Origin of the sequence: Nostoc sp. UHCC 0302 (genome assembly GCF_038096175.1) — a bacterium.
Lineage (GTDB): Bacteria > Cyanobacteriota > Cyanobacteriia > Cyanobacteriales > Nostocaceae > UHCC-0302.
In genome coordinates this window covers 4027691-4053953 of the sequence record NZ_CP151099.1, presented here as the reverse complement: position 1 = coordinate 4053953, position 26263 = coordinate 4027691, and the positions used below count along the sequence as shown (strand labels likewise).

The 26263-nt window shown below is 41.3% G+C and carries 19 protein-coding genes and 2 pseudogenes; 12 read left to right on the top strand and 9 right to left on the bottom strand.

Annotation, left to right across the window (positions count from 1 at the left end):
• Window positions 1-90 precede the first annotated feature (90 nt).
• Together WKK05_RS17535 and queA are read right to left on the bottom strand one after the other, a co-directional pair.
• On the bottom strand, window positions 91-1245 hold the full coding sequence (locus tag WKK05_RS17535; protein ID WP_341530861.1) for a tetratricopeptide repeat protein: 1155 nt from the start codon (window positions 1243-1245) through the stop codon (window positions 91-93).
• 104 nt (window positions 1246-1349) lie between these two features.
• A complete protein-coding gene (gene queA / locus WKK05_RS17530; protein WP_341530860.1) occupies window positions 1350-2594 on the bottom strand; it encodes a tRNA preQ1(34) S-adenosylmethionine ribosyltransferase-isomerase QueA in 1245 nt (414 codons plus the stop codon).
• A 253-nt stretch (window positions 2595-2847) separates the two neighbouring features.
• Between queA and WKK05_RS17525 the strand changes: the two genes are divergently transcribed.
• The gene (locus WKK05_RS17525) at window positions 2848-3237 is read left to right on the top strand and encodes a hypothetical protein (protein WP_341530859.1); all 390 of its coding nucleotides are present in this window, start codon (window positions 2848-2850) and stop codon (window positions 3235-3237) included.
• 77 nt (window positions 3238-3314) lie between these two features.
• Here the strand turns inward: WKK05_RS17525 and WKK05_RS17520 are convergent, their stop codons facing one another.
• Window positions 3315-3824, bottom strand: coding sequence for a YraN family protein (locus WKK05_RS17520; protein WP_341530858.1), 510 nt, complete (start codon window positions 3822-3824; stop codon window positions 3315-3317).
• 14 nt (window positions 3825-3838) lie between these two features.
• Between WKK05_RS17520 and WKK05_RS17515 the strand changes: the two genes are divergently transcribed.
• From WKK05_RS17515 to WKK05_RS17505, 3 genes and pseudogenes are all read left to right on the top strand, one after another.
• On the top strand, window positions 3839-4348 hold the full coding sequence (locus WKK05_RS17515) for a pentapeptide repeat-containing protein (protein WP_341530857.1): 510 nt from the start codon (window positions 3839-3841) through the stop codon (window positions 4346-4348).
• A 150-nt stretch (window positions 4349-4498) separates the two neighbouring features.
• Window positions 4499-5304 (top strand): annotated as a pseudogene (locus tag WKK05_RS17510) (Rpn family recombination-promoting nuclease/putative transposase).
• A gap of 56 nt (window positions 5305-5360) precedes the next feature.
• A pseudogene (locus tag WKK05_RS17505) lies at window positions 5361-5618 on the top strand (flagellar assembly protein H); the annotation flags it as partial.
• 124 nt (window positions 5619-5742) lie between these two features.
• On the opposite strand, the gene dnaG reads toward WKK05_RS17505, so the two are convergent.
• Entirely contained in the window at window positions 5743-7665 is a 1923-nt protein-coding gene (dnaG, locus tag WKK05_RS17500) for a DNA primase (protein ID WP_341530856.1), read from the bottom strand.
• Between the two features lie 310 nt (window positions 7666-7975).
• Between dnaG and WKK05_RS17495 the strand changes: the two genes are divergently transcribed.
• Window positions 7976-9328: an N-acetylmuramoyl-L-alanine amidase gene (locus tag WKK05_RS17495; RefSeq protein WP_341530855.1), complete on the top strand. Its 1353-nt coding sequence runs from the start codon at window positions 7976-7978 to the stop codon at window positions 9326-9328.
• Between the two features lie 107 nt (window positions 9329-9435).
• Complete coding sequence (locus tag WKK05_RS17490) at window positions 9436-12015, top strand: BsuBI/PstI family type II restriction endonuclease (RefSeq protein ID WP_341530854.1); 2580 nt, start codon at window positions 9436-9438, stop codon at window positions 12013-12015.
• A gap of 77 nt (window positions 12016-12092) precedes the next feature.
• Here WKK05_RS17490 and WKK05_RS17485 read toward each other — a convergent pair whose 3' ends face one another.
• Complete coding sequence (locus WKK05_RS17485; RefSeq protein WP_341530853.1) at window positions 12093-12509, bottom strand: hypothetical protein; 417 nt, start codon at window positions 12507-12509, stop codon at window positions 12093-12095.
• A gap of 817 nt (window positions 12510-13326) precedes the next feature.
• On the opposite strand from WKK05_RS17485, the gene WKK05_RS17480 reads away from it, so the two are divergent.
• A complete protein-coding gene (locus tag WKK05_RS17480; RefSeq protein WP_341530852.1) occupies window positions 13327-14463 on the top strand; it encodes a PEP-CTERM sorting domain-containing protein in 1137 nt (378 codons plus the stop codon).
• Between the two features lie 218 nt (window positions 14464-14681).
• Here the strand turns inward: WKK05_RS17480 and WKK05_RS17475 are convergent, their stop codons facing one another.
• The gene (locus WKK05_RS17475; protein WP_341530851.1) at window positions 14682-15455 is read right to left on the bottom strand and encodes a hypothetical protein; all 774 of its coding nucleotides are present in this window, start codon (window positions 15453-15455) and stop codon (window positions 14682-14684) included.
• A gap of 72 nt (window positions 15456-15527) precedes the next feature.
• Between WKK05_RS17475 and WKK05_RS17470 the strand changes: the two genes are divergently transcribed.
• Complete coding sequence (locus WKK05_RS17470; RefSeq protein WP_341530850.1) at window positions 15528-16064, top strand: hypothetical protein; 537 nt, start codon at window positions 15528-15530, stop codon at window positions 16062-16064.
• Window positions 16065-16181: 117 nt separating this feature from the next.
• Here WKK05_RS17470 and WKK05_RS17465 read toward each other — a convergent pair whose 3' ends face one another.
• Window positions 16182-16589: a hypothetical protein gene (locus WKK05_RS17465; protein WP_341530849.1), complete on the bottom strand. Its 408-nt coding sequence runs from the start codon at window positions 16587-16589 to the stop codon at window positions 16182-16184.
• A 63-nt stretch (window positions 16590-16652) separates the two neighbouring features.
• On the opposite strand from WKK05_RS17465, the gene WKK05_RS17460 reads away from it, so the two are divergent.
• Window positions 16653-17327 carry a class I SAM-dependent methyltransferase gene (locus WKK05_RS17460; RefSeq protein ID WP_341530848.1) on the top strand — a complete coding sequence of 225 codons (675 nt, stop codon included), beginning with the start codon at window positions 16653-16655 and terminating at the stop codon, window positions 17325-17327.
• Between the two features lie 85 nt (window positions 17328-17412).
• Here the strand turns inward: WKK05_RS17460 and WKK05_RS17455 are convergent, their stop codons facing one another.
• Window positions 17413-19167, bottom strand: a complete 1755-nt coding sequence (locus WKK05_RS17455; RefSeq protein WP_341530847.1) for a fasciclin domain-containing protein — start codon at window positions 19165-19167, stop codon at window positions 17413-17415.
• A gap of 1173 nt (window positions 19168-20340) precedes the next feature.
• Here WKK05_RS17455 and WKK05_RS17450 point away from each other — a divergent pair.
• The 3 genes from WKK05_RS17450 (at window position 20341) to galT (ending at window position 24107) form a co-directional block, all read left to right on the top strand.
• Window positions 20341-21180 (top strand): tryptophan 2,3-dioxygenase family protein, encoded by an 840-nt coding sequence (locus tag WKK05_RS17450; RefSeq protein WP_341530846.1) that lies wholly within the window; start codon window positions 20341-20343, stop codon window positions 21178-21180.
• A 553-nt stretch (window positions 21181-21733) separates the two neighbouring features.
• Entirely contained in the window at window positions 21734-22084 is a 351-nt protein-coding gene (locus tag WKK05_RS17445) for a hypothetical protein (protein WP_341530845.1), read from the top strand.
• Window positions 22085-22979: 895 nt separating this feature from the next.
• Window positions 22980-24107 (top strand): galactose-1-phosphate uridylyltransferase, encoded by a 1128-nt coding sequence (galT, locus tag WKK05_RS17440; protein WP_341530844.1) that lies wholly within the window; start codon window positions 22980-22982, stop codon window positions 24105-24107.
• Between the two features lie 258 nt (window positions 24108-24365).
• On the opposite strand, the gene WKK05_RS17435 is transcribed toward galT, so the two are convergent.
• Window positions 24366-25688 carry an outer membrane protein transport protein gene (locus WKK05_RS17435; RefSeq protein ID WP_341530843.1) on the bottom strand — a complete coding sequence of 441 codons (1323 nt, stop codon included), beginning with the start codon at window positions 25686-25688 and terminating at the stop codon, window positions 24366-24368.
• Between the last annotated feature and the right edge of the window lie 575 nt (window positions 25689-26263).

Genomic DNA, 26263 nt, shown 5'->3' with positions numbered 1-26263 from the left:
TACGCTCAGTGTTGAATCTGTCATCACATTTTAGAAAAACGGTATTAGTTATCTACTAACTCCTAACTTCTCAGTTTAATAACTCCGAAATTATTTACTAGGGCTTAATAAAGTAGGCTGTTGTTCAACTTCAGGCACATCGCTAGGAATTGCGTGTTTCTCTTGAGGGATTTCTGGTTGCTTTAGTGTTTGTGACTCAGGTGTTGGCGCTACATTACTAGTAGGGGTCGAAGTTTGGGAAGGAGTGGCTGTTTGACTAGCTTGAGGTTGTTCTCTTTTCTGAGCAATTTGCTGTATTAGCTGCTCAATTTTATCAACTTGCTCAACATTGCCTTGTTGACGGTACTCGTTACGGGCGCGTTTCAAGGCTGCACTAGCTTTCTTGAGATCACCTTGATTGTATAAAGTCACACCCAAGTTGTAGAAAGCTGAGGCATTCTTGGGATTTTGGCGAATAGCTTGTAGATAAACAGCAATAGCCTCAGATGGTTGACCTTGCAGTGCTATCAAACTTCCCAAGTTGCTATAAGCTGTGGTATTTTTAGGGTCTAGTTGCAAGACTTGCCGATAAGCTGCGATCGCTTCCTCTGCTTTTCCTTGTTCTTGCAAGGCAAGTGCTAAGTTAAAGTAAGCATTTGCATTGTTCCTATCTAAATTAATTGCTTGTTGGTATGCAGCGATCGCAGGCTCTAACTGTCCTTGTTGGTACAATGCTAATCCCAAATTATACTGAGCTGCTGCCCTTGTAGGATCTATCAAAAGGGCCTGTTTATACATAGTAATCGCTGCTTCTTTTTCTCCTTGTCGGTGCAACGCTAACCCTAAGTTGTAATAAGCTTCACTAAAATTGGGATTAATTTTAACCGCTTGGGCGTATTCTTCTACCGCTGCGTCTAAGCGATTTTGCTGCATCAAGATATTGCCCAAAAAATTCCGTGCTGCCCCAAGATTGGGGTCATGCTGCAACGCTTGGCGAAAAGCATTCTCTGCACCCTCTAAATCATTGCGGTTATATCGCGTGACTCCCTGCTGGTAAAAGCTAGCTGCTTGGAGATCCTGAGAAATCACACTTTCTGCCAGCAGCTTGCTTCCTGGGAAATTAGTAATTATTGGTGCAGCCAAAACTAAAATCGCAGATGCAGCACAGAGAAGATTGAGGTGCGGCTTTTGCCAATTAGAAACTTGGTGACATACCACCGTGGGAAAGCAGCAAAACCACTGTTGAAGTTGATGCTGTTTATACATAAAATGGCAGCTCTGTACTTGTTGTTAAATCCTCATAAGTCAGAGTACCCAGAATAAAATTCAAAATTCAAAATTCCTCACTCCCAATCTTGTACAGACGCGATTCATCGCGTCTGTACTTCTACGGCTTCTGGCAAAATCAGCATGGCATCACCAAAGGAATAAAAGCGATAACGAGAAGCGATCGCTTCTTTGTATATATTTAACAACCGTTGTCTACCAATTAGCGCACTCACCAGCATCAGCAAACTGGAACGTGGCAAGTGAAAATTTGTAATTAAACCATCTACCACCCGCCATTCATAGCCAGGATAGATAAACAGGTCAGTCTTGCCGCAAAATGGCTGTAAATCGCCAGATTGTGACGCTCCTTCTAAGGCACGTACTGCCGTTGTTCCCACAGCAATAATTCGACCGCCAGCTGCTTTAGTGGCACGAATTTGCTCCACCGTTGCCGCCGGGACTTCAATCCATTCTTCATGCATTTGGTGGGTAGTCACATCCTCCACTTCCACAGGGCGAAAAGTCCCAACACCTACGTGCAGCGTCACAAAAGCTTGATTAATTCCACGATTTTGCAACTTTTCTAGTAATTCTGGTGTAAAGTGTAGCCCTGCTGTCGGAGCTGCGATCGCTCCTGGTTGTTTAGCATAAACTGTCTGGTACTGGTCATCACCAGCTTCCGAAGCAGTGATGTAGGGTGGAAGAGGTACTTCACCGAATATTTCCAAAAGCTGTACCAAAGTTTTTCCCTCTGGTACATCAAATTGCAACAAACGTCCCCCAGTCGCTGCGTCTGTTTCTATAACCGTAGCCGTCAAGGAAGAAGAGGGGGAGACAGGGAGAGGGGGAGAGGGGGGGAAAGAAGAATTATTTTCTCCCCCACTCCCCCATTCCCCCACTCTCCCACTCCCTGAAAAAGAAAATCTCTTTGCCTCAAAAATAATCTTCGCTCCCCGTTTAAAGCGTTTTCCTGGTTTAACTAGGGCTAACCAGCAGTTATGTTGCCGTTCTTCCAACAGCAATACTTCGATTTCTGCACCAGTAGATTTACGGCCATACAACCGCGCGGGAATGACTTTCGTATTATTCATTATCAGTAAATCCCCAGGCTGTAATAGCTCAGGTAAATCACGGAAAATGTGATTCAAAGCAGCTGTTTCATTGCCTGTAGTGCGAGAATTCACTACCAATAACCGCGAACTATCTCTAGGAACTGCTGGATTTTGGGCAATCAGTTCAGGAGGTAGTTCATAATCATACCCAGCTATCGAACAATCTAATTCGACATCTTTTGCTTGTGGGCTAGAAGTATTATTCAAATCGGCTTGTGCTAATTGTTGCTCCATTTAGATTTATCTGTCTTCAAAAAACTGGTTTGAGCTTTCGCTTTTTTGGCTCATAAAAGAACTCTAAGACATGATCGCTCAATTTCATTCCTAGACTATAAGATTGATACTATTAGGTAACACGGAAACCTCAACATGAAAATTGGGTAAACCTCCCCATCAAAAAACGGGGGCTTTTACCCTACCGGAAGCAGGCATCTATTGACGAATATAGATATGTAGGATTGGCTTTGATCCCAAGCACCAACTAAACATGGAATACTTGTATTATCTGGCAAATGCCAGTCTAACTCTGAGGGTCGTTCAACACCTGCACGCTAGACCCCAGACACCAGTTGCGTTCGTCACCGTCATTCATCAAATTGATGGCTGGGTGGTTAGGATCAAACTCAGAGGTCAAGTCTCAGCTCAAGAAGATGGCGACTTTCGCGCTTTTCTGAATGAATTAGGAATTAGCTATGAGCCGCCAATGAGGGTGCAAATGGCACTTTGGAGTCTGGAAGCGGGGCAATGCCCTGTGGAGGTAATGCGTCGCTATCAGGTAGCGATCGTCTCTCATGGAAGTCCAGAGAGAGAAGAAATCGAAGCCTTTAGGCAACAGTTTGTCCGAGGATTGGGCTACTGTCCAGAAACCTTGGCATGATGCCGTTTGGCAATAAAGCGACTAGAAAATTAGTGGTGATTGGTTATTGGTAATTAAAATATTTTATTTATTACCGATTACCCATTATCAATTAAAGAGTCGAAAGCTGCTGGAATGTATTCTTGCAGCTTAAACTTGTATCCAGCTATTGATGCAGTAGCTAAAAATTCCTGGGTAACAGTAACCCCAATCAGGTTTTTTGAAATCCGTTGACAGTAGACAATAGCAACATCAAATCGACACGGGTAATCTGCTTTATCAGGGTACTGAGCCAAAAACATCTCAGCCGTACGCCAGAGTTTTGCTTGCTTTTGTGCCGTAACTGCACTTCTTCCCCCTGCATCCCAATTACCTGAACTGCGAGTTTTCACTTCAACAAATGCCAGTGTAGAGTGCTGAGTGTTGAGCGGAGGAAGTCTCTGCTCCTCTGCTCCTTTGTTATATTGGGCAATAATATCAATTTCTCCCCAGCGGCTAGAAAAGCGTCGGTGCAAAATTACCCAACCAGTAGATTGCAACCATTGGGCTACTAAGTCTTCTCCAAGGTGACCAATATCAGGATAATGAGATGGAGGACGGTTAGTCATTGACTAAAAATAGTATGAATATTAGGTTAAACACCCGAATTTGGGCAAGCATACTCAGTTTATTGCTTTGGGGAATATTTGGCATTACAGCATTTATCGGTTTTGCTCCAACTGCTTTAGCACTCGAATACAATAAGGAAATTTTAATTGAGGCTGATTTTTCAGGACGTGATTTAACAGACTCCAGCTTTACTAAAGCTAATCTCCGCCAGAGCAACTTCAGCCATGCTAACTTAAGTGGCATTAGCTTTTTTGCTGCAAATTTAGAGTCGGCAAATTTGGAGGGAGCTGATCTCAGAAATGCGACTTTAGATTCGGCTCGCCTGATTAGAGCAAATTTGACAAATGCGCTGTTAGAGGGTGCATTTGCTGCTAATGCTAAATTTGATGGTGCAATTATTGACGGAGCAGATTTTACTGATGTGCTACTGCGTCAGGATGAGCAAAATAAATTGTGCAAAGTTGCTAAAGGTACTAACCCAACTACAGGAAGAGACACGCGTGATACATTGTTTTGTCCTTAATAGTTTGTTGGGTAAACAATAGATTTGAATTGTACATGAGTAGTTTGCGATCGCCCTAACAACCCTGCATGCACTAGGCGCGATCGCAAACTGCTAATGAGTAAATTTTCTGGGATTAAAACAAAATTATATTCAGTAGCATCAAACTACGTGAAAACAGACACCATCTTTTACAGTTTGTTCCAAAGCTTCCCCAGCATTTTCTTTGAACTGATCAGCCAACCCCCAGAAACCGCAGACGCTTATCAATTCTCTTCGGTTGAAGTCAAACAACTCGCTTTCCGAATTGACGGTGTATTTATTCCTACAATGAATACGCCATCGCCACCTATCTATTTTGTGGAAGTTCAATTTCAACCTGACAAAAGGTTCTACTCTCGATCACAGAAATCTTTCTTTACCTGGATAAAACGGAATTGATTAATAATTGGTGCGGAGTCGTTGTTTATCCAACCCGGAGTGTTGATACAGGAGATACAGAAAGATATATAGAATTATTAACAAGTCAGCGGGTAAAACGTATTTATCTCGATGAATTAGACTCAGCAGAACAGTCTATTGGCATTGAGACAGTCAAGCTAGGAATTGAACCAGAGTCAACTGCTGGGATAAAAGCCAGAGAGTTGATTGACATTGCTAGAGAACAAATAGCTGATGAAATCACCCAGAGGGAAATTCTACAATTAATAGAGACGATTATTATCTACAAATTTCCGCAAAAGAGCCGCGAGGAGATTGAGCAAATGCTGGGTTTAAGTGAGTTAAAACAAACTAAAGTTTATCAGGAAGCTAAGCTAGAGGGTAAGTTAGAGGGCAAGCTTGAAGGTAAGTTAGAAGCAGTACCTTTTATGTTGAGCTTAGGCGCAACTTTAGAACAGATAGCAGAGGCTTTAGATTTAGATATTGAGCAAGTCAAACAAGTAGCTCAAAGTAGTCAGCCAAAGCAGGATACTTGATTAGGCTTAGGGCTAAGTTTCCAAAATGGTGTGACTTTGCTAGAGCAAGCCAGCCTCTTTTCTATAAATTTCCGCAAAAGAGCCGCGAGGAGATTGAGCAAATGCTGGGTTTAAGTGAGTTAAAACAAACTAAAGTTTATCAGGAAGCTAAGCTTGAAGGGAAGCTAGAGGGCAAGCTTGAAGGTAAGTTAGAAGCAGTACCTTTTATGTTGAGCTTAGGTGCAACTGTAGAACAGATAGCAGAGGCTTTAGATTTAGATATCGAGCAAGTCATAGAAGTAGCCCAAAGTAATCAGCCAAAGCAGGATACTTGATTAGGCTTAGAGGCTAAGTTTCCAAAATAGTGTGACTTTGCTAGAACAAGCCAGCCTGTTTTCTATAAATTTCTGCAAAAAGGCTAGGGAGAGATTGAGCTAAGGAAAATGCTGCCTCTCTAGCCTAGAGTAAGTCTGTAATGGAAAATTGCCGCAAGCGGTCTAGTTCCTGAAGGCGCAGTTTTTCAGCATATAAAGCTTGATAATAAGATTGATATCGCTCTGGTTCAGCTTCTGAATCGGTTTGCTGCCAAAGTTCCAAGAAGTGGCGATAGCGTTTTTCTCGTAATACTCTTTCCATACAAGCGATCGCAGCTTGAATTACTTGGGGAGTACGAAGCACTTCTTTCTTACTTTTCTCATTCAGATGAAACAAATGGGACACTAATCCCAATTCCTCAGACAACTCTAAATATCTGTCTTGAATAGTTGAGACTAAATTTACCTGCTCTCCAGTAGATTCTAAAATCTGTCGCCACAAAAATCGGTGGTGCGAAAGACTAAATTGTAAGTCTCGTTCCTCAAGTTCATTCACAATTGCTTGGCGTTGTTCTGGACAATGCAGATAAATTAGCAGCAACAAAGCCTCTGCTTGTTCTAAAAGAGTGCGATCGCCAGTTACAAGAGATTGCTTGGCTGCTAAAGCTTGCTGCTTGCGTAGCCGTGTTGTTGTCACAGGCGCAAGGTTTCGCGACCCCGGCGGAGCAATTTGAGTGAACAGATTTTCTACTCGTAAAGGTATAAGTCTGGTATCCCCTAAGCTAAGTATTTCTGCACAACGAGAAATATAGTAGTTAAGGGTATCGCTGTTGTCTATATTTTTTAGTAATTTTACTAATTGCTGAGTTACTTGCTGAAAATCAGTAGCCTGTTTTAAGTCACGGTCTTTCGTAATTTGCTGAATTTGCCAGTCAAGCCAAAGTGAGGCATTCTCTAACAGTTGGCGATAGTTGTCTGCTGTGTGGCTATGCAAATATTCATCAGCATCTTTGCCATCTGGGAGGTTGAGAATCTTTAGCTGGACTTCGCCTTTATATGCCAGTTCCGCTATTTCACCGATCGCTCTTTCTGCGGCATTTGTCCCAGCTTTATCAGCGTCAAAGTTGAGTACCAATTGTTTAGATTCAGTATACCGTAATACTAACCTTACTTGCTCCAAGCTTAATGCCGTGCCGAGTGAGGCGACGGTGTTGTTAATCCCAGCTGCATGGAGAGCGATCGCATCAAAATATCCCTCCACTACCACTGCTTGATCAACTTGAGAAATCCCAGATTTGGCTTGATCTAGGGCAAATAATGTTTTCCCTTTACTAAAAAGTTCCGTTTCTGGGGAATTTAAGTACTTGGGTTGTTCGTCGGTAAGAGTTCTCCCCCCGAAAGCGATGACGCGCCCTTGCACATCGCGGATGGGAATCATGAGGCGATCGCGAAACACATCATAATAACCGCCCCCTTCCTTACGCGCTTTAATCAACCCTGCTTTTTCTACTAGTTGCACTGGGTAGTGTTTATCTTCTACCAAATAGCGATGCAGTGTTTCCCAACTGGCGGGCGCATAACCTAAGCCAAACTGTTGAATAGTTTCTTCCTTGAGTCGGCGGTTAGATTGCAAATACTCAATCGCCTTCTGTCCTTGAGATTGTCTCAGGGCGTGTTGATAAAACTGTGCTGTTGAAGCGAGAACTTCATATAACTGCTCACGCAAAGACAATTGACGTTGTAATTCTTGCCTTTGTTCTGGTTCCAGGGTTTGCACAGGCACTTGGTAACGCCGTGCTAAATCTAGCACTACTTCCGCAAAAGAGCGCTTTCCCAATTCCATGACAAACTTAATGGCATTGCCTCCAGCTTGACAGCCGAAGCAATAGTACATTTGCTTGGTTTGGCTGACAGTAAAGCTGGGAGATTTTTCATCATGGAAGGGACATAAACCAACGAAATCTTTCCCGCGCTTGCGTAAAACTACGTACTCAGAGACGACATCTACAATGTCAGCCCGGAGTTTAACTTCTTCAATTGTGTCTGGGTGCAAGCGGGGGATTTGCATATTTTGTCATTTGTACTGAGCGAAGTCGAAGTATTGGTCACTTGTACTGAGGTTCGCGTAGCGTCTCGCAGAGAAGCCGTAAAGCCTGCGGCATAGCTACGCTTAGGGCGCAGCCTCTCGTAAAGAAGTATTGGTCATTTGTCATGAGTTATCCTCACCCTTGTCTCCCTTGACCATTTCGCATGAACTTTGGAGAAATAACAAAGTACAAATGACAAATGACTTCTGATAGCTATTATATTCTTGTTGCTAAGCCACCAATTATGTCTAGAATTGCTTACGCTTAATTTTATCAGAGGAAATACTGAAGATGGGACGTATTTTTATTTCAGCTGCTCACGGAGGCAAAGAAGCTGGAGGAATCGATCCAGGAGCGATCGCAGGTGGTACAACTGAAGCTCAAGAGATGATTCTGCTGCGGGATTTGATTGTCACGGAACTGAGAGCGCGAAATTCTGAAGTTTTGGCAGTTCCCGATGACTTGAGCGCTACTCAAACGATCGCCTGGATAAATTCTCGTGGACGTAGGGGTGATGTCGCCTTAGAAATTCAGGCTGATGCGGCTAATACTCCTTCTGTGCGCGGAGCTAGTGTTTTTTACATTGCTAACAATAGTGAGCGCAAAAGCAATGCTGGATTACTGCTAGTCGGGTTGTTGCGCCGTGTACCCCAGTTGCCAAATCGGGGAGTCAAACCAGATACAGAGAGTGGATTAGGTCGTTTAGCATTTTGTCGGCAAACAACATTACCGGCTTTATTGATGCAAGTAGCGTTTCTTAGCAGTCCAGAGGATCGCTCTTTGCTACAAACTCGTCGCCGCGATTTTGCTCTGGGCATTGCTGATGGGCTGGCATCTTGGAGCCGTGTAATTGACCCCAATGTTGAAAATCCTCAAGAACAGACTTATACAGCAATCAATATTAATATTAACGGGCAGAAATATTCAGAACAAGGAGTTTTAGTTAATGGTAATGCTTACATCCCTATTGATTTAGTAGATCGTCTGCGAATTGACCTGTCAAAAACTACTAATGTTAACAGAATTACCTATCGCAAAATTGTGTATGTTAAAGCCATTGAATTACGAGATTTTAATGTTTCAGTGAACTGGGATGCTTCAACTCGCACTGTCAGCTTGCGCTCAAATTTGACAGTTTGCCCTGGTCAATTTGACCGAGTGATGTCGAATGGTAATGCTTCAGAAGTACAGTTACAACTATTTCTGAGGAATAGCAATGAAAATGCTTTGGTCAAATTTCCTGATATACCAAAACTTTATCGAGAAGAAGCGGGTATGGAGGGAGTGAACTATGACATTGCCTTTTGCCAAATGTGTGTAGAAACTGGATTTTTACGGTTTGGCGGTGGTATCAGGCCTGAGCAAAATAACTTTGCCGGCTTAGGTGCAATTGGTGGTGGTGCAGAAGCTGCATCTTTTGAAAGCGCCAGGATTGGTGTGAGAGCGCACATCCAACACCTAAAAGCTTACGCTAGTTTAGAACCTCTTGTGAACGAAGTTGTAGATCCACGGTTTCGTTTTGTGACGCGCGGTATTGCTCCGTTGATTGAACAGCTTTCTGGTCGCTGGGCAGCAGATTTAGACTATGGTGCAAAGATTACAGCGATGCTCAAACGATTGTATGAATCAGCAGGATTGCTTTAAGTAGAGACGCGATTATACTCTTACGAGAAGCCGCTCTTCGAGCGTCTACGCGTCTGTACAGGAGTTATTTCTCCCTCATCTCGAAGAAGGAGTTAACAAAACAAACAGTGATTGTCCCATCAAGTAGTAGAGTGTTTGTAGCGAATCATAATAGTAATTTAAACTTCAGCAGTTTAGCAGAAGTATCAAGTAAAAACTTGCTTACAGAAGTGGATCTTCGTCGGGCTGTAGCAAGTTTGAAGCTATTGCGAGACAATAAAGGGTCAATGGGTCAGTTTTTGACTCCCGCCTCAGTAGCAGAATTAATGGCTGGTATGTTTAATAGGCTGGATTTGCCGGAAATATCTTTGCTTGATGCTGGAGCAGGAATTGGTTCATTACTAGCTGCTTTTGTGGCAAAAGTATGCGCCCATCAACAAACTTCAAGTTTGCGCGTTGTCGCCTATGAAATTGACCCTTTTCTAATTGGATATTTACGCCAGACTCTAGAGTTATGTGAGAAACAATGTCAGCATCTGGGTATTTCCTTCTATTACGAAATTCGTGAGACTGATTTTATCGAAGATACAGTTAGACTACTTCAAATTAGTTTTTTGAATAGTGCAAACACACCAGAATTTACTCATGCTATCCTCAATCCACCTTATTTAAAAATCAACGCTAATAGTAAAGTACGCGAATTGCTGCGTTCAATCGGTTTGGAGACTAGCAATCTTTATACTGGTTTTATGGCTGCTACAGCACAACTTCTAAAACCAAAAGGGGAGTTTGTTGCTATTACCCCGCGTAGTTTTTGCAATGGGCCTTATTTTCGTGACTTCCGTAAGATGTTTTTGGAGATGATGGCTCTACAGCAATTACATCTTTTTGAGTCACGACAAGAAGCATTTAATGACGATAATGTTTTACAGGAAACTCTCATCATCCAAGCTACGAAACAAGAACAAAAGTTTAGCAACGTAATAATCAATACTAGCTTTGGTGCTAAGGATGACTTTATTCTGTTAAACTCTGTACCATATGCAGATTTAGTCCACTTTGATGATCCAGAACAGTTCATTCATATCCTTCCAGATAGGATTAGTCAGCAAATTGTGCAACGAATGTCGCTTTTCACTTGCACATTAAAAGACTTGGAACTGACAGTTTCAACTGGACGGGTTGTTGATTTTCGAGCAAAAGATTATTTAAGAACAAATTCAGAAAAAAACACTGTTCCTTTGATTTACCCGGTTAATTTCTCGGTTGGATATGTAGAACATCCAAAAATAACTAAAAAGCCTCAAGCTATAGCGCATACAGCAGAAACAGAGAAGCTGTTAATACCAAATGAGCATTACGTCTTATGCAAAAGATTCTCCTCCAAAGAAGAGAAAAGACGGATTGTTGCGGTGGTTTATGATGCCGACCAATTTGATTATGCTTATGTCGGTTTTGAAAATCATTTGAATTACTTTCATAAAGATGGGCGTGGACTTAGCCTTACCTTAGCTCGTGGGCTTGCTGTTTATCTCAATTCAACCCTGGTTGATTCTTTCTTTCGATTGTTTAATGGGCATACTCAGGTCAATGCCACAGATTTACGACAATTAAAGTACCCTACTTTAGAACAGTTATTATCTTTAGGTACTGAGATTAAACAGCAGTTTCCCTCTGTGCGAGAAATTGATGAACTTATAGAAGATAAGCTACTGAGTATGACAAATCAGTCAAGCAATAACCCGATCGCAATTAAGTCTCGAATTGATGAAGCACTGCAAATCCTAGCTTATTTAGGCTTTCCCAAAGGACAACTTAATGATCGCTCAGCCTTAACTCTTCTAGCATTGCTTGACTTAAAACCGTTAGACTCTTGGCAATCAGCAGCTTCCCCTTTAATGGGAATTACGCCGATGATGGACTTCATGGCTCAGTACTATGGCAAAACTTATAAGCCTAATACAAGAGAAACAGTTCGCCGCCAGACAGTACATCAATTTCTTGATGCAGCTTTGATAGTTGTTAATCCAGATGATCCGAGCCGTCCTATCAACAGCCCCAAAACTGTTTATCAGATTGAAGAGAGTGCGCTTGAACTATTACGAACTTACGGTACTGGTGAATGGGAAAAGAGCATCCGCACTTACCTTGCTTCGATTGAAACCTTGAAAAAGCAGTATGCTCAAGAGCGTGAAATGTCTCGCATTCCAATAGTAATTGACGGTAAAATTAAAACTTTATCGCCTGGTGGCCAGAATATTTTAATTGAGAAAATTATTACTGATTTTGCTCCTCGTTTTACTCCTGGTGGAAAGCTTATCTATATTGGTGATACAGATGAAAAGTTTGCTCACTTTGATGAAGTAGCGTTAACAGATTTAGGTGTTACTGTCGATTCTCACGGTAAAATGCCAGATGTCATCATTCATTTAATCACAAGTAACTGGTTAGTGTTGATTGAAGCTGTAACGTCACATGGCCCAATTAATCCTAAGCGAAAGAAGGAACTTGAAACTTTATTCCAAGGAATCAAAGTACCTCTGGTTATGGTGACAACATTTCTTAGCTGTAAGGCAATGGTAGAATACTTGGCAGATATTGCTTGGGAAACAGATGTCTGGGTTGCTGAAGATGCAACCCACTTAATTCACTTCAATGGTGAATATTTATTACAGGCTTACCAAAGAGGAAAGAAGAAAACTTCTTAAATATACTAATTGATACCAATTCTTTGGAAGAATAACTTTTGTAGTAGAAGTCACTACAAATTCTACTGACGCACATCCTAAGTTGTAGCTGCTTTGCTGCCGTTGCCGTTGACAGTAGCAACAAATGACGGTTGTTGTGTGGGAGCTGGCGACTCGCCTCGCAGTCCCCTGCGGCGCTGGCTTTTAGGAACACCTCCCGCCATACCATACTCCACACTGCTTTTGCCATATCGAGTCCCAACTGCCATTAGCATATGCTCTGCCATATCTGCTAATTCGTCTTCTGTTTCTAGCATTTCGCGATACAACTTATCTAGGTTAGAAAGAGCAGTGTTGTACGCATTCTCTTGAGTTCGCATCGTCTCAATTAGAGTTGAGAAGGCAGGCTGGGTGAGTCCATTGCCTAAATCTAAATTCACACCAATTGAATTAATGCCAGCTGCGCGACGTACTGCCTTTTCTAACACTTGAGAGCTTCTTTTTTTCCGAGCCATTATGTACACCTTTTATGAGGTAAAGTTAATATTCTTTACTTTAAAAAATTTACGTATTGATCAGCCTGAGAGAATTCCGGCAAATCTCTAATGGCTTTTGCTACACGGCAAGAGTTGTAATGAATGCGCGATTTACTGAAATGAGTAAGCAAACTCCAGTTTGAGAAAGCAATATCTGTAAATGCTTGCTGAATCTACTGAAATGAGTAAGCAAACCCCAGTTTGAGAAAGCAATATCTGTAAATGCTTGCTGAATCTACTGAAATGAGTAAGCAAACTCCAGTTTGAGAAAGCAATATCTGTAAATGCTTGCTGAATTTACTGAAATGAGTAAGCAATTAAACATTTTGAGTAAGCAAACTGGGGTTTGAGTAAGCAATATCTGTTTTTGCTTATTGAATTCAACTTAATCAGCAAAGGCAAAGCGTATAAGAGATTTATCTGTTCTTTAGTGCGATGTCTACGACGGGCTACGCCTACGCATTTTGTGTAATACCAAAAGCGATCGCGTTAAGTGGTGCGGTGACGGATTCCAGTAATGTTAGGACTTAGGCATTCGCAACAAAAAACAAGGCTTTGCGTTCGCGTAGCGTGTCCGAAGGACTTATGCTTCCGAAATTACATTCTGAAAAGTCTCGGTAGTTTGTTATACTCAAGACTAGCCTCTCAAGGTTGGGAAAAATTTTAGCTAAAAACTCCTTTTTAACCTCTTGACTTTACGCTTCACCTAAGTTCTAAGCAGTGGCTTTCTTAGATTCAGAACTTTTTAAGACAGAGAAGGCAGAGAGAATAGTCACCTCTATTACAAAAAAGGAAAATGGAAAATAATATCTTTACAAAATTAGCTACTATAAGCGCTGGAGCCGCTTTGAGCTTGGCGTTGATTGGAGTTAAATCTGCTCAAGCAGTACCTTTGTATTCTATTACTGATTTAGGTTCTTTTGGTGGCTATCCTGGCTTATCCCCAAACAGAATTAATGATGTTGGTCAAGTGATTCTTAATAATGAGAAAAGTTTTTTATGGTCAAATGGTAATCTTACTGATTTAACAGCGTTCAATAGCATAAATGGTATTGTTCTTGATATTAATAATAGTGGTCAAATAGTAGGTACTTCTTCAGACTTAAATGGAGATCATCCTCTTTTAGGTAATCAAAATATTGTTACTGATCTAGGCTCTTTTAACGGCATTACTAATTTCAACAGGGCAGAAGCAATTAACGATTTAGGTCACGTAGTTGGTAGTGTATTGTTCACCAACTCAAAAGGTCAAGATCAATTTTTAGGCTGGTTGTGGAAAAACGGTATTAAAACAGGTTTAACTTCTTCTAATAATCCATCTTGCATTCCTACAGAAATTAATAATTTAGGTCAAATTGCTGGTATCTCTGTGCCTCTCAGAAAACCGCCTGTTTTTGGCTCTAGTGCTGTTGTATTAACTCAAGGTCAAGTAGTTGAATTACCTGCACTGGATGGGTCTTCGGAGAATAGTGCTTCCGATATTAATAACGTAGGACAGGTGGTTGGATCGTCAAATGGTGAAGCTGTATTGTGGTCTAATGGTGATGTATTTGGCTTAGGTATTCTTGGTTCTAATGAAAATACTTATAGTGTAGCTACAGGCATTAATGACTTGGGTCAGGTAATTGGGTACTCAAGTATTTCTGAAATTTCTCCTCTAACTGGACAACGCCATCCTTTCTTGTGGGATGGTCAACTACAGGATCTTAATAATTTAATTGTTGATAATTTGAATTGGGAACTAGAGGATGCAAGGGATATTAACAATAAAGGGCAAATTGTAGGTAGAGGTTTCTTAAATGGTCAATCTCATGCTTATCTTCTAACACCCCTAGTGGTTTCTGAATCAGTTCCAGAACCTAAATCAACCTTGGGTCTACTAAGCTTAGCTGCCATAAGTATTGGTTTAGGATTCAAGCGCAAAAGACAATAGAAAATAATTCCTTTTCCTTCATACGAAATTATTGCTAAAAATATAAACTTCAGAGCGTACAAATATACACCCCTAAAGGCAATTGATTTATTGCAAATATTTATGAAAATTATATTATAACTAGAGCTAAAATAATAAAAATTTATAAATAGTAGAGACGTTGCACTGCAACGTCTCTACTTCTGGATTTATTGCAATCATTAATTGAATCGGTCTAATTAGGCTGATTTAAAAAATCGGATAATTTCGCGGACATGATCGAGAAATTGTCCATCGGTGGAAAGTTCTGCGATCGCATTTCTTGCTTCCCGCGTCAGTCGTTCATGTTCAGTTTGGTTTGTCGCTCGTAATTGTTCTAAATTGGCAGCAATCTGAGCTAATTCTCTACGAGTTGTTTCGGCAAAGCGTTGTTGAGTGGCTGGCAATGAGTCAGGTTGTTCTGAATTAAGTTGGTCTTCTATTTGCCGAACTTTCTCTTCTAAAAAATTAAAGCGATCACGAAGTTCGACAATATCTTCACGGGGATACTTCCATTCTTGGCGAATCATCGCTAATCGTGCATATAAATATTCGTAAGCCCGAATTGCTGGACGCAAAATAGTTAGTAACAAAGCTGCACCAGAACTGACATATCCCACGGTACTAATACCAGTAGCAGCCAGAGTATAAAGACCAACAGTTGAGAACAAGTGTAAGGCGATCGCCACCCAAAGCGATCGCTTTGCCAACAAGTTAACGTACTTGACTTGTTTCTGATCAACTGGAATTCCTTTCTCCTGCGACTGTGCTGCTTCTGCTAAAACTTCTTTGGCTTGAAAATGCACATTCCACGGTACGGTAACAATTACTAACAGCCACCAAAAACTTGCACCACCAATCACCCAATCGAGAAAATTACCAGCAGGTATGTGCAACCATTGCAGTAAGCCAAAAGCTACCAGCACCGTAACCACAATTCCAACAATTGAACTAATGAAAAAATTAATATACATTTTGCCCTGTCTCCGATGAAACCATCACCTCGATCATGGCTATGAGTTCTCAGTTATACAAATATATTTGTGATGGTTCTTCTAGCTGCACATACATATATAAATAAAATGAACCACTACTTAGAAATAAATAAGAGAGAAATAATGGAATACTGCTTTGTAGAGTTTCAAGTAGATGATTTAAAAAGATTTAATACTCTTTGTCAAGTTTTCAACGAAATTAAGAAAGATAAAGACAACAATTCTTGGCGTAATGAAGAAGATTGGCTAATTTTTTTTGATCACAAAGCACTATCACATTTTTGGTGGCCAAGTGGAGAGGAAGAGACTGAATATTACCGCCGCTGGTTTGCAACACCTGTAGAACAGAGGTGGACAGATCTTAGTCTTGAAACTCCTTGGGACTTTGAGTCTATGTTTGATGCTTTTCAAAATTGTGAATATCAATTAATTGCTTGTAGTATGGTTTCTGCCGATAAAGCTAGACTTGAGTTTGAACCCTTTAGCTATCCCTATGGCGGAACTGGTGCAATACAGGCGTTAGTTGAATCCTTTGATTTTGTAATTCTTGCAGAAGATGACGGTACAGGATACACAGAATTTCACTAGGCTTCTCTATGCCTCTACGTGAAACAAAAAAATATTTATCCAATAAGTTTCTTATTACCCTTTTCTCAAAGTAACAACAGAAACACTTGTGATAGTTTTGATAGTTGCACATACTTGCTATTGAATTAAATAGCTACGCCAAATGCGTTGACTATCTTTGCTAGTCTTTTCTGGAAGTAGCAACCGCCAAGTTTTGCCTTCTTGCTGAATTTGTAAGTAAACTTCAAACGGTTTTTTGGGTTGCGTTAACTCTCTTTTTGGTAGCTTGGCAATCAAGTCATAAGTTCCTAGAACACGGAAAGCTGGTAAATTTTCAATTGTTATGGGTTGTTCTTGCTTAATAGATAAACGCTTGATTTCAAAGCTTCGGAAATCTAAATCTAGCTTTTGGTTGAGTTGCTGTTGAGTTTGCTTTAACTCAAGTGCGATCGCTTTCTGTACTAACTCGCTAGTCGGTAGCAGCCCAATACTGCCACAAGCTGTCAATAGCACCAGCAATATTGCTGTCAAAACTAACCGCACCATCTTACTTCAGATATACTACTCAGGGTTAGTATAGCTGTAGTTGCATAAATTCTCTCATTTACTATGTCAACACAAAGTATTGGTCTTGATAACCAACTTTACGACTACCTTTTAGCTACTTCTGTGCGAGAACCTGAAATTCTTTGGAAGTTGCGTCAAGAAACTGCCAGACATCCCAGAAGCGGAATGCAGATTTCACCAGAACAAGGTCAGTTCATGAGGCTTTTGGTGCAGTTGATTGGAGCGAAAAAAACCCTGGAAGTAGGCGTATTTACTGGTTACAGTTCACTTTCTGTCGCTTTGGCGCTACCTGCTGATGGTAAGATTATTGCTTGTGATGTCAGTGAGGAATTTACAGCGATCGCTCGGCGATATTGGCAGCAGGCAGGAGTTGCTGACAAAGTTGACTTGCGTTTGGCTCCAGCCTTGAAAACTTTAGATGCACTCTTAGCAGATGGGCAAGCCGAGACGTTTGATTTTGCTTTTATTGACGCGGATAAAGAAAATTATGATGGATATTACGAGCGATCGCTGCAATTAGTGCGTCCGGGTGGATTAATTGCTATTGATAATGTTTTGTGGTCTGGACAAGTTGCCGATCCCCAAATTCAAGATGAAAGTACCCAAGCTATCCGCGCCTTGAATGAGAAGTTACACGATGATGAACGGATAACATTGTCTCTTGTGCCAATTGGAGATGGACTTACCCTAGCACTCAAGCGGCATTCTAATTCGTAATGAAGAGAAACTCAATTTAAATAAAGTAGGGTAGCGTAACTCTGCTACCCTACCGTGTGTTACTTTTAGTGCAACTCAGCTATGGTTAGAAGTTGAAGCCAACTCCCAGTTGCAGCCCAAGATCAGTTTCATCCAGAAAAGCTGCACTTGCAGCACCGTTGAGTGTAAATCGAGAGCCTAAAGGAATATCTACACCACCAGTTAACAACAATCCCACCTGAGCGTCATCATTGGTTTTAATAGCTACGCCAGCACCTGCATAAGGAGATACGGGGAAAACTTGTCCAGTTGGGTTAACAGGCCGTGGAGCAAAATCCAAAGTTAGGGGAACCAAAACCACTGTACTGTCACCAAACACCGCCGATGGTCGCACCGAGATAATGCGTGTCAGACCAATTTTACTGATCACCGCAATGTTACCTTCGCTCAGAGATGAATCACCACCGGTCAAACCAATGTTACCAGCAACGCCGATATAGCTAGAGCCTCCACGAGTGCCTCTACCCGCATCAACAGTAGTATCAGGATTTGGTTGCGATGGCTGACTTAACTGACTGAGTTTAACGTCAGGTGGTACGAGAACTTGGTTAATCGCATGGATGACACCATTACTAGCTGGAACATCCGCTTGAATAACTCTCGCATTGTTCACTGCAACTTGATTGCTAGCGCGATCAACTTGAATATTTACAGGTTTGTCTTCAAATGTTTTCAGTTCTCCACTCGTGAGTTGACTAGCAGTTACTGAACCAGGAACCACATGGTATCTCAAAATCTTAACCAATGCTTCTCTGTTTTCAGGTTGCTGTAACTGCTGTAGAGTGGCAGCGGGTAAAGCAGCAAATGCTTCATCAGTGGGAGCGAAAACTGTATAAGGGCCGGGTTGTTGTAGAGTTTCAGCTAGACCAGCTGTTTTTATTAAAGAAGTCAGGGTTGTAAAGGAAGTACTAGATGCCGCCAGGGAAACAATGTCGTTACCAGCTTGAGTACCGCCTGTTCCACCAACAACATAACTAGCAGCTGGAAGATTGCTAGCAATGGGTTGTACACGTCCCTGCTTAGCTAAAGCTTGGTACAAAATAGCCGCAGCTTCGGCACGAGTTAGTGCCTGTTGCGGATTGAGTTGTCTAACATCTGGATAATTGACAACAATATTGCTTTGTGTTGCTGCTGCTACACTATTAACAGCGTAGTTTGGAATAGCTGAGGCGTCGGTGTAGTTGGTACTGAGAATTTCTGAGGCATTACCGCTGCTAGTAAAACCCAAACCATTTGCTATGGAAACGAGCGCCTGTACCTTGGGGATTTCTTGATTTGGTCTAAACACGTTACCTGGATAGCCTGCCAAAAATCCAGTTTCGTAGGCTCTCTGGATTGCAGCAGCGGCCCAATAGCCAGAAGGAACATCGCTAAATCCACCTGAGCTTTGCCGAACTGTGTTTTGGGTAGGAAAAGCTTTTTGCAGCAAGGCTGCAAATTCAGCACGAGTCACAGGTTGATTCGGTCTAAATGTGCCATCAGGAAACCCGGCGATTACGTTATTTGCAGCTAAAACTTGAATGAATGGACTTGCCCAATAATCCGAGGCAACATCAGACAAGTTAACTGTGGAAGTTGGCGCTGGTGCCGCACCTGGAGTATTAGACGGGGCAGCTGGTGTCGCGCCTGGAGTATCAGACGGAGTACCTGGTGTTGCACCTGGAGTATCAGAGGGAGTAGTGGGGACAGTCTCTTGAGATGAAGCTGGGGCAGAAATCACTATGGGACTTAATATAGCCGCCGTCATTCCCAGAGCTAATAAAGAAGTGCTTGCTGATGACCAACGAAATAAACTAGACATGAAAATATCCTCCAAAAAAATAAAACCCTTTCACAAATTCATTGATTGACAATGGGAAAACATTTAGATGCAAGGTTCAGTTGTGCAGATATTCGGAGGATTATTCGGTTTGTTTCATCATCGAAACTCCGAATGCAAACCCTTAACTCTGGAACATCAAAACATTTCTATTTACCATCACCTGCTGTCACATCTAAATAACATCTATCCGAATGTTTGCCACATCTCCCAGTCCTAATTCAGTTGTAAGCGTTTAGTGTTTAAATAACCATCGAATAACACTAAGGGTAAAAAGGTGAGCTGAATATATTGCAAAAATAAAGAGGCTTAGTACAAATCGGCTGCTTTATCCTTTCTAGAATCGCGGTTAAACAGCAGAATAATTGGCATTTATATAGCTGTCTTTCTCCTCTTTATAATCCCCTAGCAAGGCTAACACCGTCAAGCTTGATTCATCATGAACATTTACTAATATTTTAAGAGAGAAAAATTTCAACTCACTCTACAGCTAATATTTTTCATCTGTCACCTAAATTATACAACTAACTAATGGCTATACTTTAAAAGAAAAAATTTCAGTCTTTGGATAGTTGACTACGAGCGGAAATGGCGATTAATAGTCCATAAATCAGCGATCGCATGTCAAAAGTTAGAGTACCATTAATCCAAGTTTTTTACCAGTAGATTGACTTTGTTGGCAAAGTTATCTTAATATTTAAAATCAGCTTTTCTCACCAATCGCATTAGAAAAGTAGCTAGTTTTCACAAGTTACAACATTAAAAGCAGAACCAAAAAGTTTTATAAATGAAATAGGATTACTACATAACCATTTTCTACTGCAATGATATAGAGTCCTTTTGCCAGTGCTAAACAATGTTCGCCACTGCGTATTACCCAAATTAATTATTTGGTGATTAGGGCGGAGGGCGGAGTAGATTAAACATTCTATGAAAATTGGGTATTGGACATTGGGTATTGCAAGAGAGATTTTCGTCATTCGTTGTGAGCGCAGCTCATGGAGTCTCTTGCAAAAGTCATTGATTTTGTAGTTAGGAGACACAGAGAAGTCGGAGGAGCCTTGCCTCTTGACTCTTTACTTTTGACTCAGGACTCCTAATGCTCAATGCCTCAGTTCCCAGTACCTAGTCCCCAATACCCAATTCTTGCCAACTATGTCTGAATCATACAAACCTCAATCTTTACCGCCACTAGATCCCAACCTGGACGTTACTCAAAATCACTACTGGAGTTACCACAACATTGAGGCACTAGTCAGCTGCAAAAAGCCTTTAACTGCTTCTCAGGACGAAGATTTATTTATTACTGTGCATCAAACCTGCGAAATTGCTTTCCATCAAATGATTATTGATATGGAACGAGTTTTAGATGCTTTAGCTGAAGCGCTGCAAAATTCAACAGATTCGATTATTGGTAATACAGGGGAGGCGTGTTATTTCTTCCGGCGTATCCTACGCTTTTACGAAGTTGTAAATACAACCATGCCTATTCTCATGACAATGCGGGCGTTTGCTGAGTTCAGAACAAGTATCGGCCCCACTAGCGGTTTTCAGTCTTTTCAGTTTCGTCATCTGGAAATTATGAGTGGTGTTCGCAAATATTGGGATGGTGGCACTAAGAATGCACAGGGTGAATTACACATTGCGGAAGTTGAGTTTAATCGCCGTTATGGAGAAGACGTGGCGCAATGGTTTGAATTATACCATCAGCATAATCTTGTTCACTACTATGAACTTCTCATCAGCCGAGTTACTGGTAACCCTCAAGAAGAACGCATCGTCAATTTGCAAAATCATCCCCAAGCTAGTGCAATTTTGAAGTATTTACGTGCTTATGAAGAGTTGCAAAGACGGTTTCATCAATTGCATTTAGGGCTGGCAATTGGGCAGCTGAAAATAGTTGGTGCTGATATCGGTACTGGCGGTACAACCTTCCAGAATTATCTCGCTAAGTACGATCAAGAAGAAGCACCACTGTTTCCTGGCTTGAGTTAGCTTTACTTCAGGTAAAACAATAATCTCATTTGTGCTTTGTGCGATCGCTTTTTAATTTGCTTCTTCACCCTAATGAAGAAAATTAGAAACATCGGCAAGGTAGCAAGCATTTATAGAACTTCCACGCTTCAAGATAGTAAACAGAAGTAGAGCGATGTCCGACTAGAAGCCGCAAGCGTTTATCCATTTAATCAAATTTAGTCGCAGTAGCGGAACCCATTACCCCAAATGTCCATATATACTACAACCTACAAACAGGCAGTAGTTTAAGCCGCCACTTTGCCTTTCCCAACGATCTGCCAGATATTTAAAAAATTATTAAAAATAATGTTATGGCTTAATTAATAGTTGAAACTCTTTAATAACACATCAAAACAATTGAATAAATATTAGCACTCACCACTGGTAAGTGCTAATTATTGACTAAAGTTGAATACCTTAGACATAGACGAAAGTTCTACTTTTTCTAGATAAAATTTATAAAATTTTAAGACATTATTTTTATTGTAAAACTAGAACTTTTGTGCAAATAATGAATAAGGGGAGGATTGAAATGAAATATATTTTCGATATTGTAGGAGTATCTCCTGTATTGCAGTTCTTTAACCACCAACAGCAAGGTTTGCAGGAACCACTGCAAGAAGGAATAGAATACCTGGGAACACAGAGATGTACCTTAGATGCGTTCTTAGAATCTGTGGAATCAGTCCCGACAAAGCAAGATTGGAATCTGGATCAAGTAGTAGACACAGTAATTCAGTTTTGGTTGAATAATTCAGAGAGGGTAGGATATTGGAAAGCACGTTTAAGCGATGCTGGCACAGATAATTTACTAGTGGCAAGAGTTGCAGATATCAAGGCTTTACAAGCTCAATTTGAATTGCTATTAGGTAAAAATTGGTGATTTAAAATTAGTATGACATCTATTTTCTAGCTAAGACTAGAAAATCAAATGAGTTTGCATATAGCGTAAAACTGTAGCGATCGCCCAAAAAGAGCGCTGCACTTTGGGCGATAAGTATTATTGATGTACATCAATATAATTCATAGATTTTTGACTGGCATATGCTAGATATTTTGAATTGCCCGTAATCTAAGCAACATGGGAGATAAAAACTATGTTGCGAATTTTGTCTAGTTCGCCTAGAGTGAACACGATATCGACGCGCTAGATTTGATAACGGCATTCACACAAAGGCGATCGCTTTTAGCAGACAGCTCTATTTGCCAAATGGAGGCTAAAATCCTTATTTTTACAGGTATGTCATATCCTAATGACACTTTTATAGCGTTTTACTAAGATTTATTCCTACTGATTAACTGGCTGTATGAAACACCTACTTAATATTTTGCTTGGTACGCTTTTTGCATTGTAAGTACCCAAGTTTTTCATAATATTTTTGACAAGAAAGCCCTCAAAGATTATGATACTCTAGGCGACTGAGGGGTCATACCCCCTAATCGAGCCAATTACCAGGAAATTGCCTGCAAATCCTATACAAACACCTTAAATGAACAAAAATTTCAGATTTGGCTACGTGTGCCATAATCTCACGAGCTAAGATAAATTCCATACTTACAATGTATGAAAAAATCAGCGCTGCTAAAATATCTCAGAGATAGAAATTCGATAGCCTATCCTGGGGAACACTGTCAACAATCCTGAAATGTTTGGCGTATTTTTGCAATATGCAGATAAGGGTTACTTTTGAGCAAGCTAACTGGTTGTTGTACGCGCATCGCAGGTCTCAATATTCTTTTGAGGCAATTTGCTCTGGAACCCTTTGAGGAGAAGGATTATGTACTCCCACCAACTATTAAAGCCGGATGGCCGTCAACTAACTTTATACAGCCGATTTCCGATCACAGAAACGATCATCCCAACTAGCTCCAGCAATCCATCAATACAGGCAAATTACCATCTGCGCTGGCACGTATTGCGTGGAGAATGGGTAGCTTACGCGAGTTATCAGCAAGAGCAAACTTTTAGGCCACCCTTAGAGTATGAGCCGTTCGCACCACCCAACGACAAGCAATTTTCTAGCGAACTTCCCCCAGGGAAGTATGACGTAGCGGTGTTCGATAATCGGTTCCCCTTGATGACACCATCTGCATCCAAGCCGCCTAAGTCCATTGTTGAAACATTGCCAGGTAATGGCGTGTGTGAAACTGTTGTTTTTACTCAAAAACCGCGAGCTTCTCTGAGTTCCTTGGAACTAGATCACTTAGATTTACTCCTACAAGTATGGGGCGATCGCACCTGTGTACTTGGGGCAAATCAGGAAATTCAATATGTGCTGCCATTTGAAAATAGGCAGGCAGATATAGGTATTAATTTGCACCAATCCTATGGTCAAATATATGCATATCCTTTTATTCCACCTATTCCCGCACGGATGTTAGAAATGCAGCGGCGATTTTACCAAGAGCATCAACGGGGTTTATTGGCGGATTTAATTGAAAAAGAAATAGCGGAAAACAAGCGAATTATTTATGAAGATGAGTATGCGATCGCCTTTGTTCCAGTATGTGCGCGTTACCCTTATGAGGTTTGGATTGCGCCAAAAGAGCCAGTCGGTACTTTGTTTGAGCTTACCGCACAGCAGCGTCGGGGACTTGCTAAAGCCTTAAAAACTGTTACCCTCAAGTATGACGGTTTGTGGAATCGCCCATTTCCTTACATAATGGCTTGGTTTCAAGCGCCAACTGACGGTAAAGCACATCCAGAAGCGCATTTACACGTCGAGTTTTATCCAGCTGATCAGATAAACGAAAACCTGAAGTATTTGGCAGGAACTGAACTAGGAGCAGGGATGTTTGCCAATTACACCTTACCCGAGGAAAAGGCGAAGGAGTTACAGGCTATGGTTGTGAATATTGAACAAGCCACAGATCAACTCAAATTTAGTCTCAAGTTGGAAAAATAAAATTCAGAAGTCAGAATTCAGCATTAATTCTGTACGACTGGTGTTAGCGTAGCGGGGCGCTCTTAGCGCACAGCGATAGCAATTCATCTCCCGAAGCGAGACACCTGCCGTAGGATGCCCAAAGGGCTGTAGGCGAAAGAGCGTCAGCAGCGCTGCCTTCTCCCGGAGGGCAGATGAATAGAAGGGTTTAAGACCCCCACTGATTGCATTCTGACCGGAGGCGGAGCGTCTCCGGCTCCGCTCCTGAATTCTCTGTTGTTAAAATTGCCAATTTATTTGTAGCCCAACGACATCGACGCTGCCTTCAAATTTACCTGTTAGCGTACCATCTGTAGAATTTGACTGATTAATAAAATTATCAGCTACAAACACATGGGTATAGCCAAAATCTATATTGAGTGACTTTGAAGGTCGATAGCTAGCACCAAACCCGATTAAAGTCCGGTCTCCACCCGGTAATCTGGCGGTAGAAAATTCATTACTGAACGGGCTAGGATCGTAGGTAACACCAGTCCGCAGTGTTAAGCTATCGTTTAGTGCGTAGTTTAGCCCAACTCCAAAGCGGTAGGTATCATCCCAGTTTTCTGGCTGCACTTTATCTGCTTGAACTGGGTTGTCAAACTCAACTCGCAGTTCTTGGAAGCGGCTCCAGTTTGTCCAGGTAACATCACCGACAATTGCCAAGCGGGGGTTAAGTTGTTGGTACACAGCAAGTGATAATGTATCAGGCAAGTTCAAAACAGCCTTGGCTCCTGTGTCTGTAAATTGTCCCCTTGCAGTGAGTACTCTGGCACTTCCTGGTACAGTGAAGTCAGCATTTCCCCGGATGTCTTGGGTAATTGGAGAACGGTAGCTAAGACCAATGCGGGTAGTTTTAGTTGGTTCGTACATCACCCCCAGGTTATAGCCGACACTCCAATCGGAACCAGTGACTTTGACAAAACCATCTGCTTGCTGAGGTTGAGTAGGTAAACCAGCACTCCGCCCAATTAAACCAAAGTCGATCGCGTTCGAGAGTGTTGCCTCAGCATATTGTATATTCAGCCCCGCACCTACAGAAAAATTGTCAGTCAATTTAGCTGCAACGGTGGGATTAATATTAATCGTAGAGAGTTTAGACTCAACTGCTTGATAGCGCCCAACCCAGTCGCTGTTGTATTTAGTAGCTAGCCCAAAAGGGACGTTAATTCCAATACCCAGTTTTATGCGATCGGAAACGCTCCAAGCAGCGTAGAGGTTTGGCACTACAATATCAACACCTGCCTCTCCACCATTACCGCCTGATAATGGCGCACCTGTGACTATTCTAGAACCTTGGTTTTTAAAACTGACTGTAGGGAAAATGGCATAGGAAGCCCCAACTATAGAATTGTCTGTAAACCGGGTCAATCCTGCCGGATTATAGAAAATTGTGCTGGCATCATCAGCAGTAGCTGCACTTCCTGCGAAGGCATTTCCCATACTTTTGACACTCTGTTCATTGAGGGCAAATCCACCAGCAAATGTGATTTTTGCTGTACTAGTTACTGTTAGCGCTACTAGTATTGGCACTAGCGACCAGTTCACCCGTAATTGCTTCATCTTATGCCTTTAAATTGTATATGCTTGTTTGGGTTTTAAGTGGTTTTGAATTGTTTATTTATTGTTTGCCGCAGCAGGCGTAGACACGTGTGCTTTGCTCTCAGTGTCCTTGATAGGAGAAGAGAAGACACCGCATTAATTCCAGCTACATCTCGCAGCTAAAATAAGAGATTAATAGTATTTTTATGACTCATAATGTCCAGTTCAAAAATCTTGTTATCTGATTATTAGGCAATGGGGTAACGTTGCGGCTATTTTTTAACAACTTTTTGTGTATAAAATTTTCATTGACATGGTAGATAATATATGCATTTATTTCAATTTTGATGCAGTACAGACTAAGGGCGCACAGCTATACGCTCCTAATATAAAAGTCCCCTGCTTTATGTGTGAAAGCGGGGGGAAGGGTAAAAATATTAACTATTATTTTTACAACAATCACTTGTATTCTAAGCAAACATTTTGCGAAAATAAGAGTTAAAAAAATTATTAGAAAAATTAAAAAAATCCCAGATGATTGACCAGTAAATTATGATTATTCTGAGTAAATTATGTTTAATTACTCAGACAAATCC

What these genes read in the sequence shown, in the direction of transcription:
- WKK05_RS17535 (WP_341530861.1), bottom strand. Translation starts at nt 1,245, where the DNA reads ATGTATAAACAGCATCAACTTCAACAGTGGTTTTGCTGCTTTCCCACG.
- queA (WP_341530860.1), bottom strand. Translation starts at nt 2,594, where the DNA reads ATGGAGCAACAATTAGCACAAGCCGATTTGAATAATACTTCTAGCCCA.
- WKK05_RS17525 (WP_341530859.1), top strand. Translation starts at nt 2,848, where the DNA reads ATGGAATACTTGTATTATCTGGCAAATGCCAGTCTAACTCTGAGGGTC.
- WKK05_RS17520 (WP_341530858.1), bottom strand. Translation starts at nt 3,824, where the DNA reads ATGACTAACCGTCCTCCATCTCATTATCCTGATATTGGTCACCTTGGA.
- WKK05_RS17515 (WP_341530857.1), top strand. Translation starts at nt 3,839, where the DNA reads ATGAATATTAGGTTAAACACCCGAATTTGGGCAAGCATACTCAGTTTA.
- dnaG (WP_341530856.1), bottom strand. Translation starts at nt 7,665, where the DNA reads ATGCAAATCCCCCGCTTGCACCCAGACACAATTGAAGAAGTTAAACTC.
- WKK05_RS17495 (WP_341530855.1), top strand. Translation starts at nt 7,976, where the DNA reads ATGGGACGTATTTTTATTTCAGCTGCTCACGGAGGCAAAGAAGCTGGA.
- WKK05_RS17485 (WP_341530853.1), bottom strand. Translation starts at nt 12,509, where the DNA reads ATGGCTCGGAAAAAAAGAAGCTCTCAAGTGTTAGAAAAGGCAGTACGT.
- WKK05_RS17480 (WP_341530852.1), top strand. Translation starts at nt 13,327, where the DNA reads ATGGAAAATAATATCTTTACAAAATTAGCTACTATAAGCGCTGGAGCC.
- WKK05_RS17475 (WP_341530851.1), bottom strand. Translation starts at nt 15,455, where the DNA reads ATGTATATTAATTTTTTCATTAGTTCAATTGTTGGAATTGTGGTTACG.
- WKK05_RS17470 (WP_341530850.1), top strand. Translation starts at nt 15,528, where the DNA reads ATGGTTCTTCTAGCTGCACATACATATATAAATAAAATGAACCACTAC.
- WKK05_RS17465 (WP_341530849.1), bottom strand. Translation starts at nt 16,589, where the DNA reads ATGGTGCGGTTAGTTTTGACAGCAATATTGCTGGTGCTATTGACAGCT.
- WKK05_RS17460 (WP_341530848.1), top strand. Translation starts at nt 16,653, where the DNA reads ATGTCAACACAAAGTATTGGTCTTGATAACCAACTTTACGACTACCTT.
- WKK05_RS17455 (WP_341530847.1), bottom strand. Translation starts at nt 19,167, where the DNA reads ATGTCTAGTTTATTTCGTTGGTCATCAGCAAGCACTTCTTTATTAGCT.
- WKK05_RS17450 (WP_341530846.1), top strand. Translation starts at nt 20,341, where the DNA reads ATGTCTGAATCATACAAACCTCAATCTTTACCGCCACTAGATCCCAAC.
- WKK05_RS17445 (WP_341530845.1), top strand. Translation starts at nt 21,734, where the DNA reads ATGAAATATATTTTCGATATTGTAGGAGTATCTCCTGTATTGCAGTTC.
- galT (WP_341530844.1), top strand. Translation starts at nt 22,980, where the DNA reads ATGTACTCCCACCAACTATTAAAGCCGGATGGCCGTCAACTAACTTTA.
- WKK05_RS17435 (WP_341530843.1), bottom strand. Translation starts at nt 25,688, where the DNA reads ATGAAGCAATTACGGGTGAACTGGTCGCTAGTGCCAATACTAGTAGCG.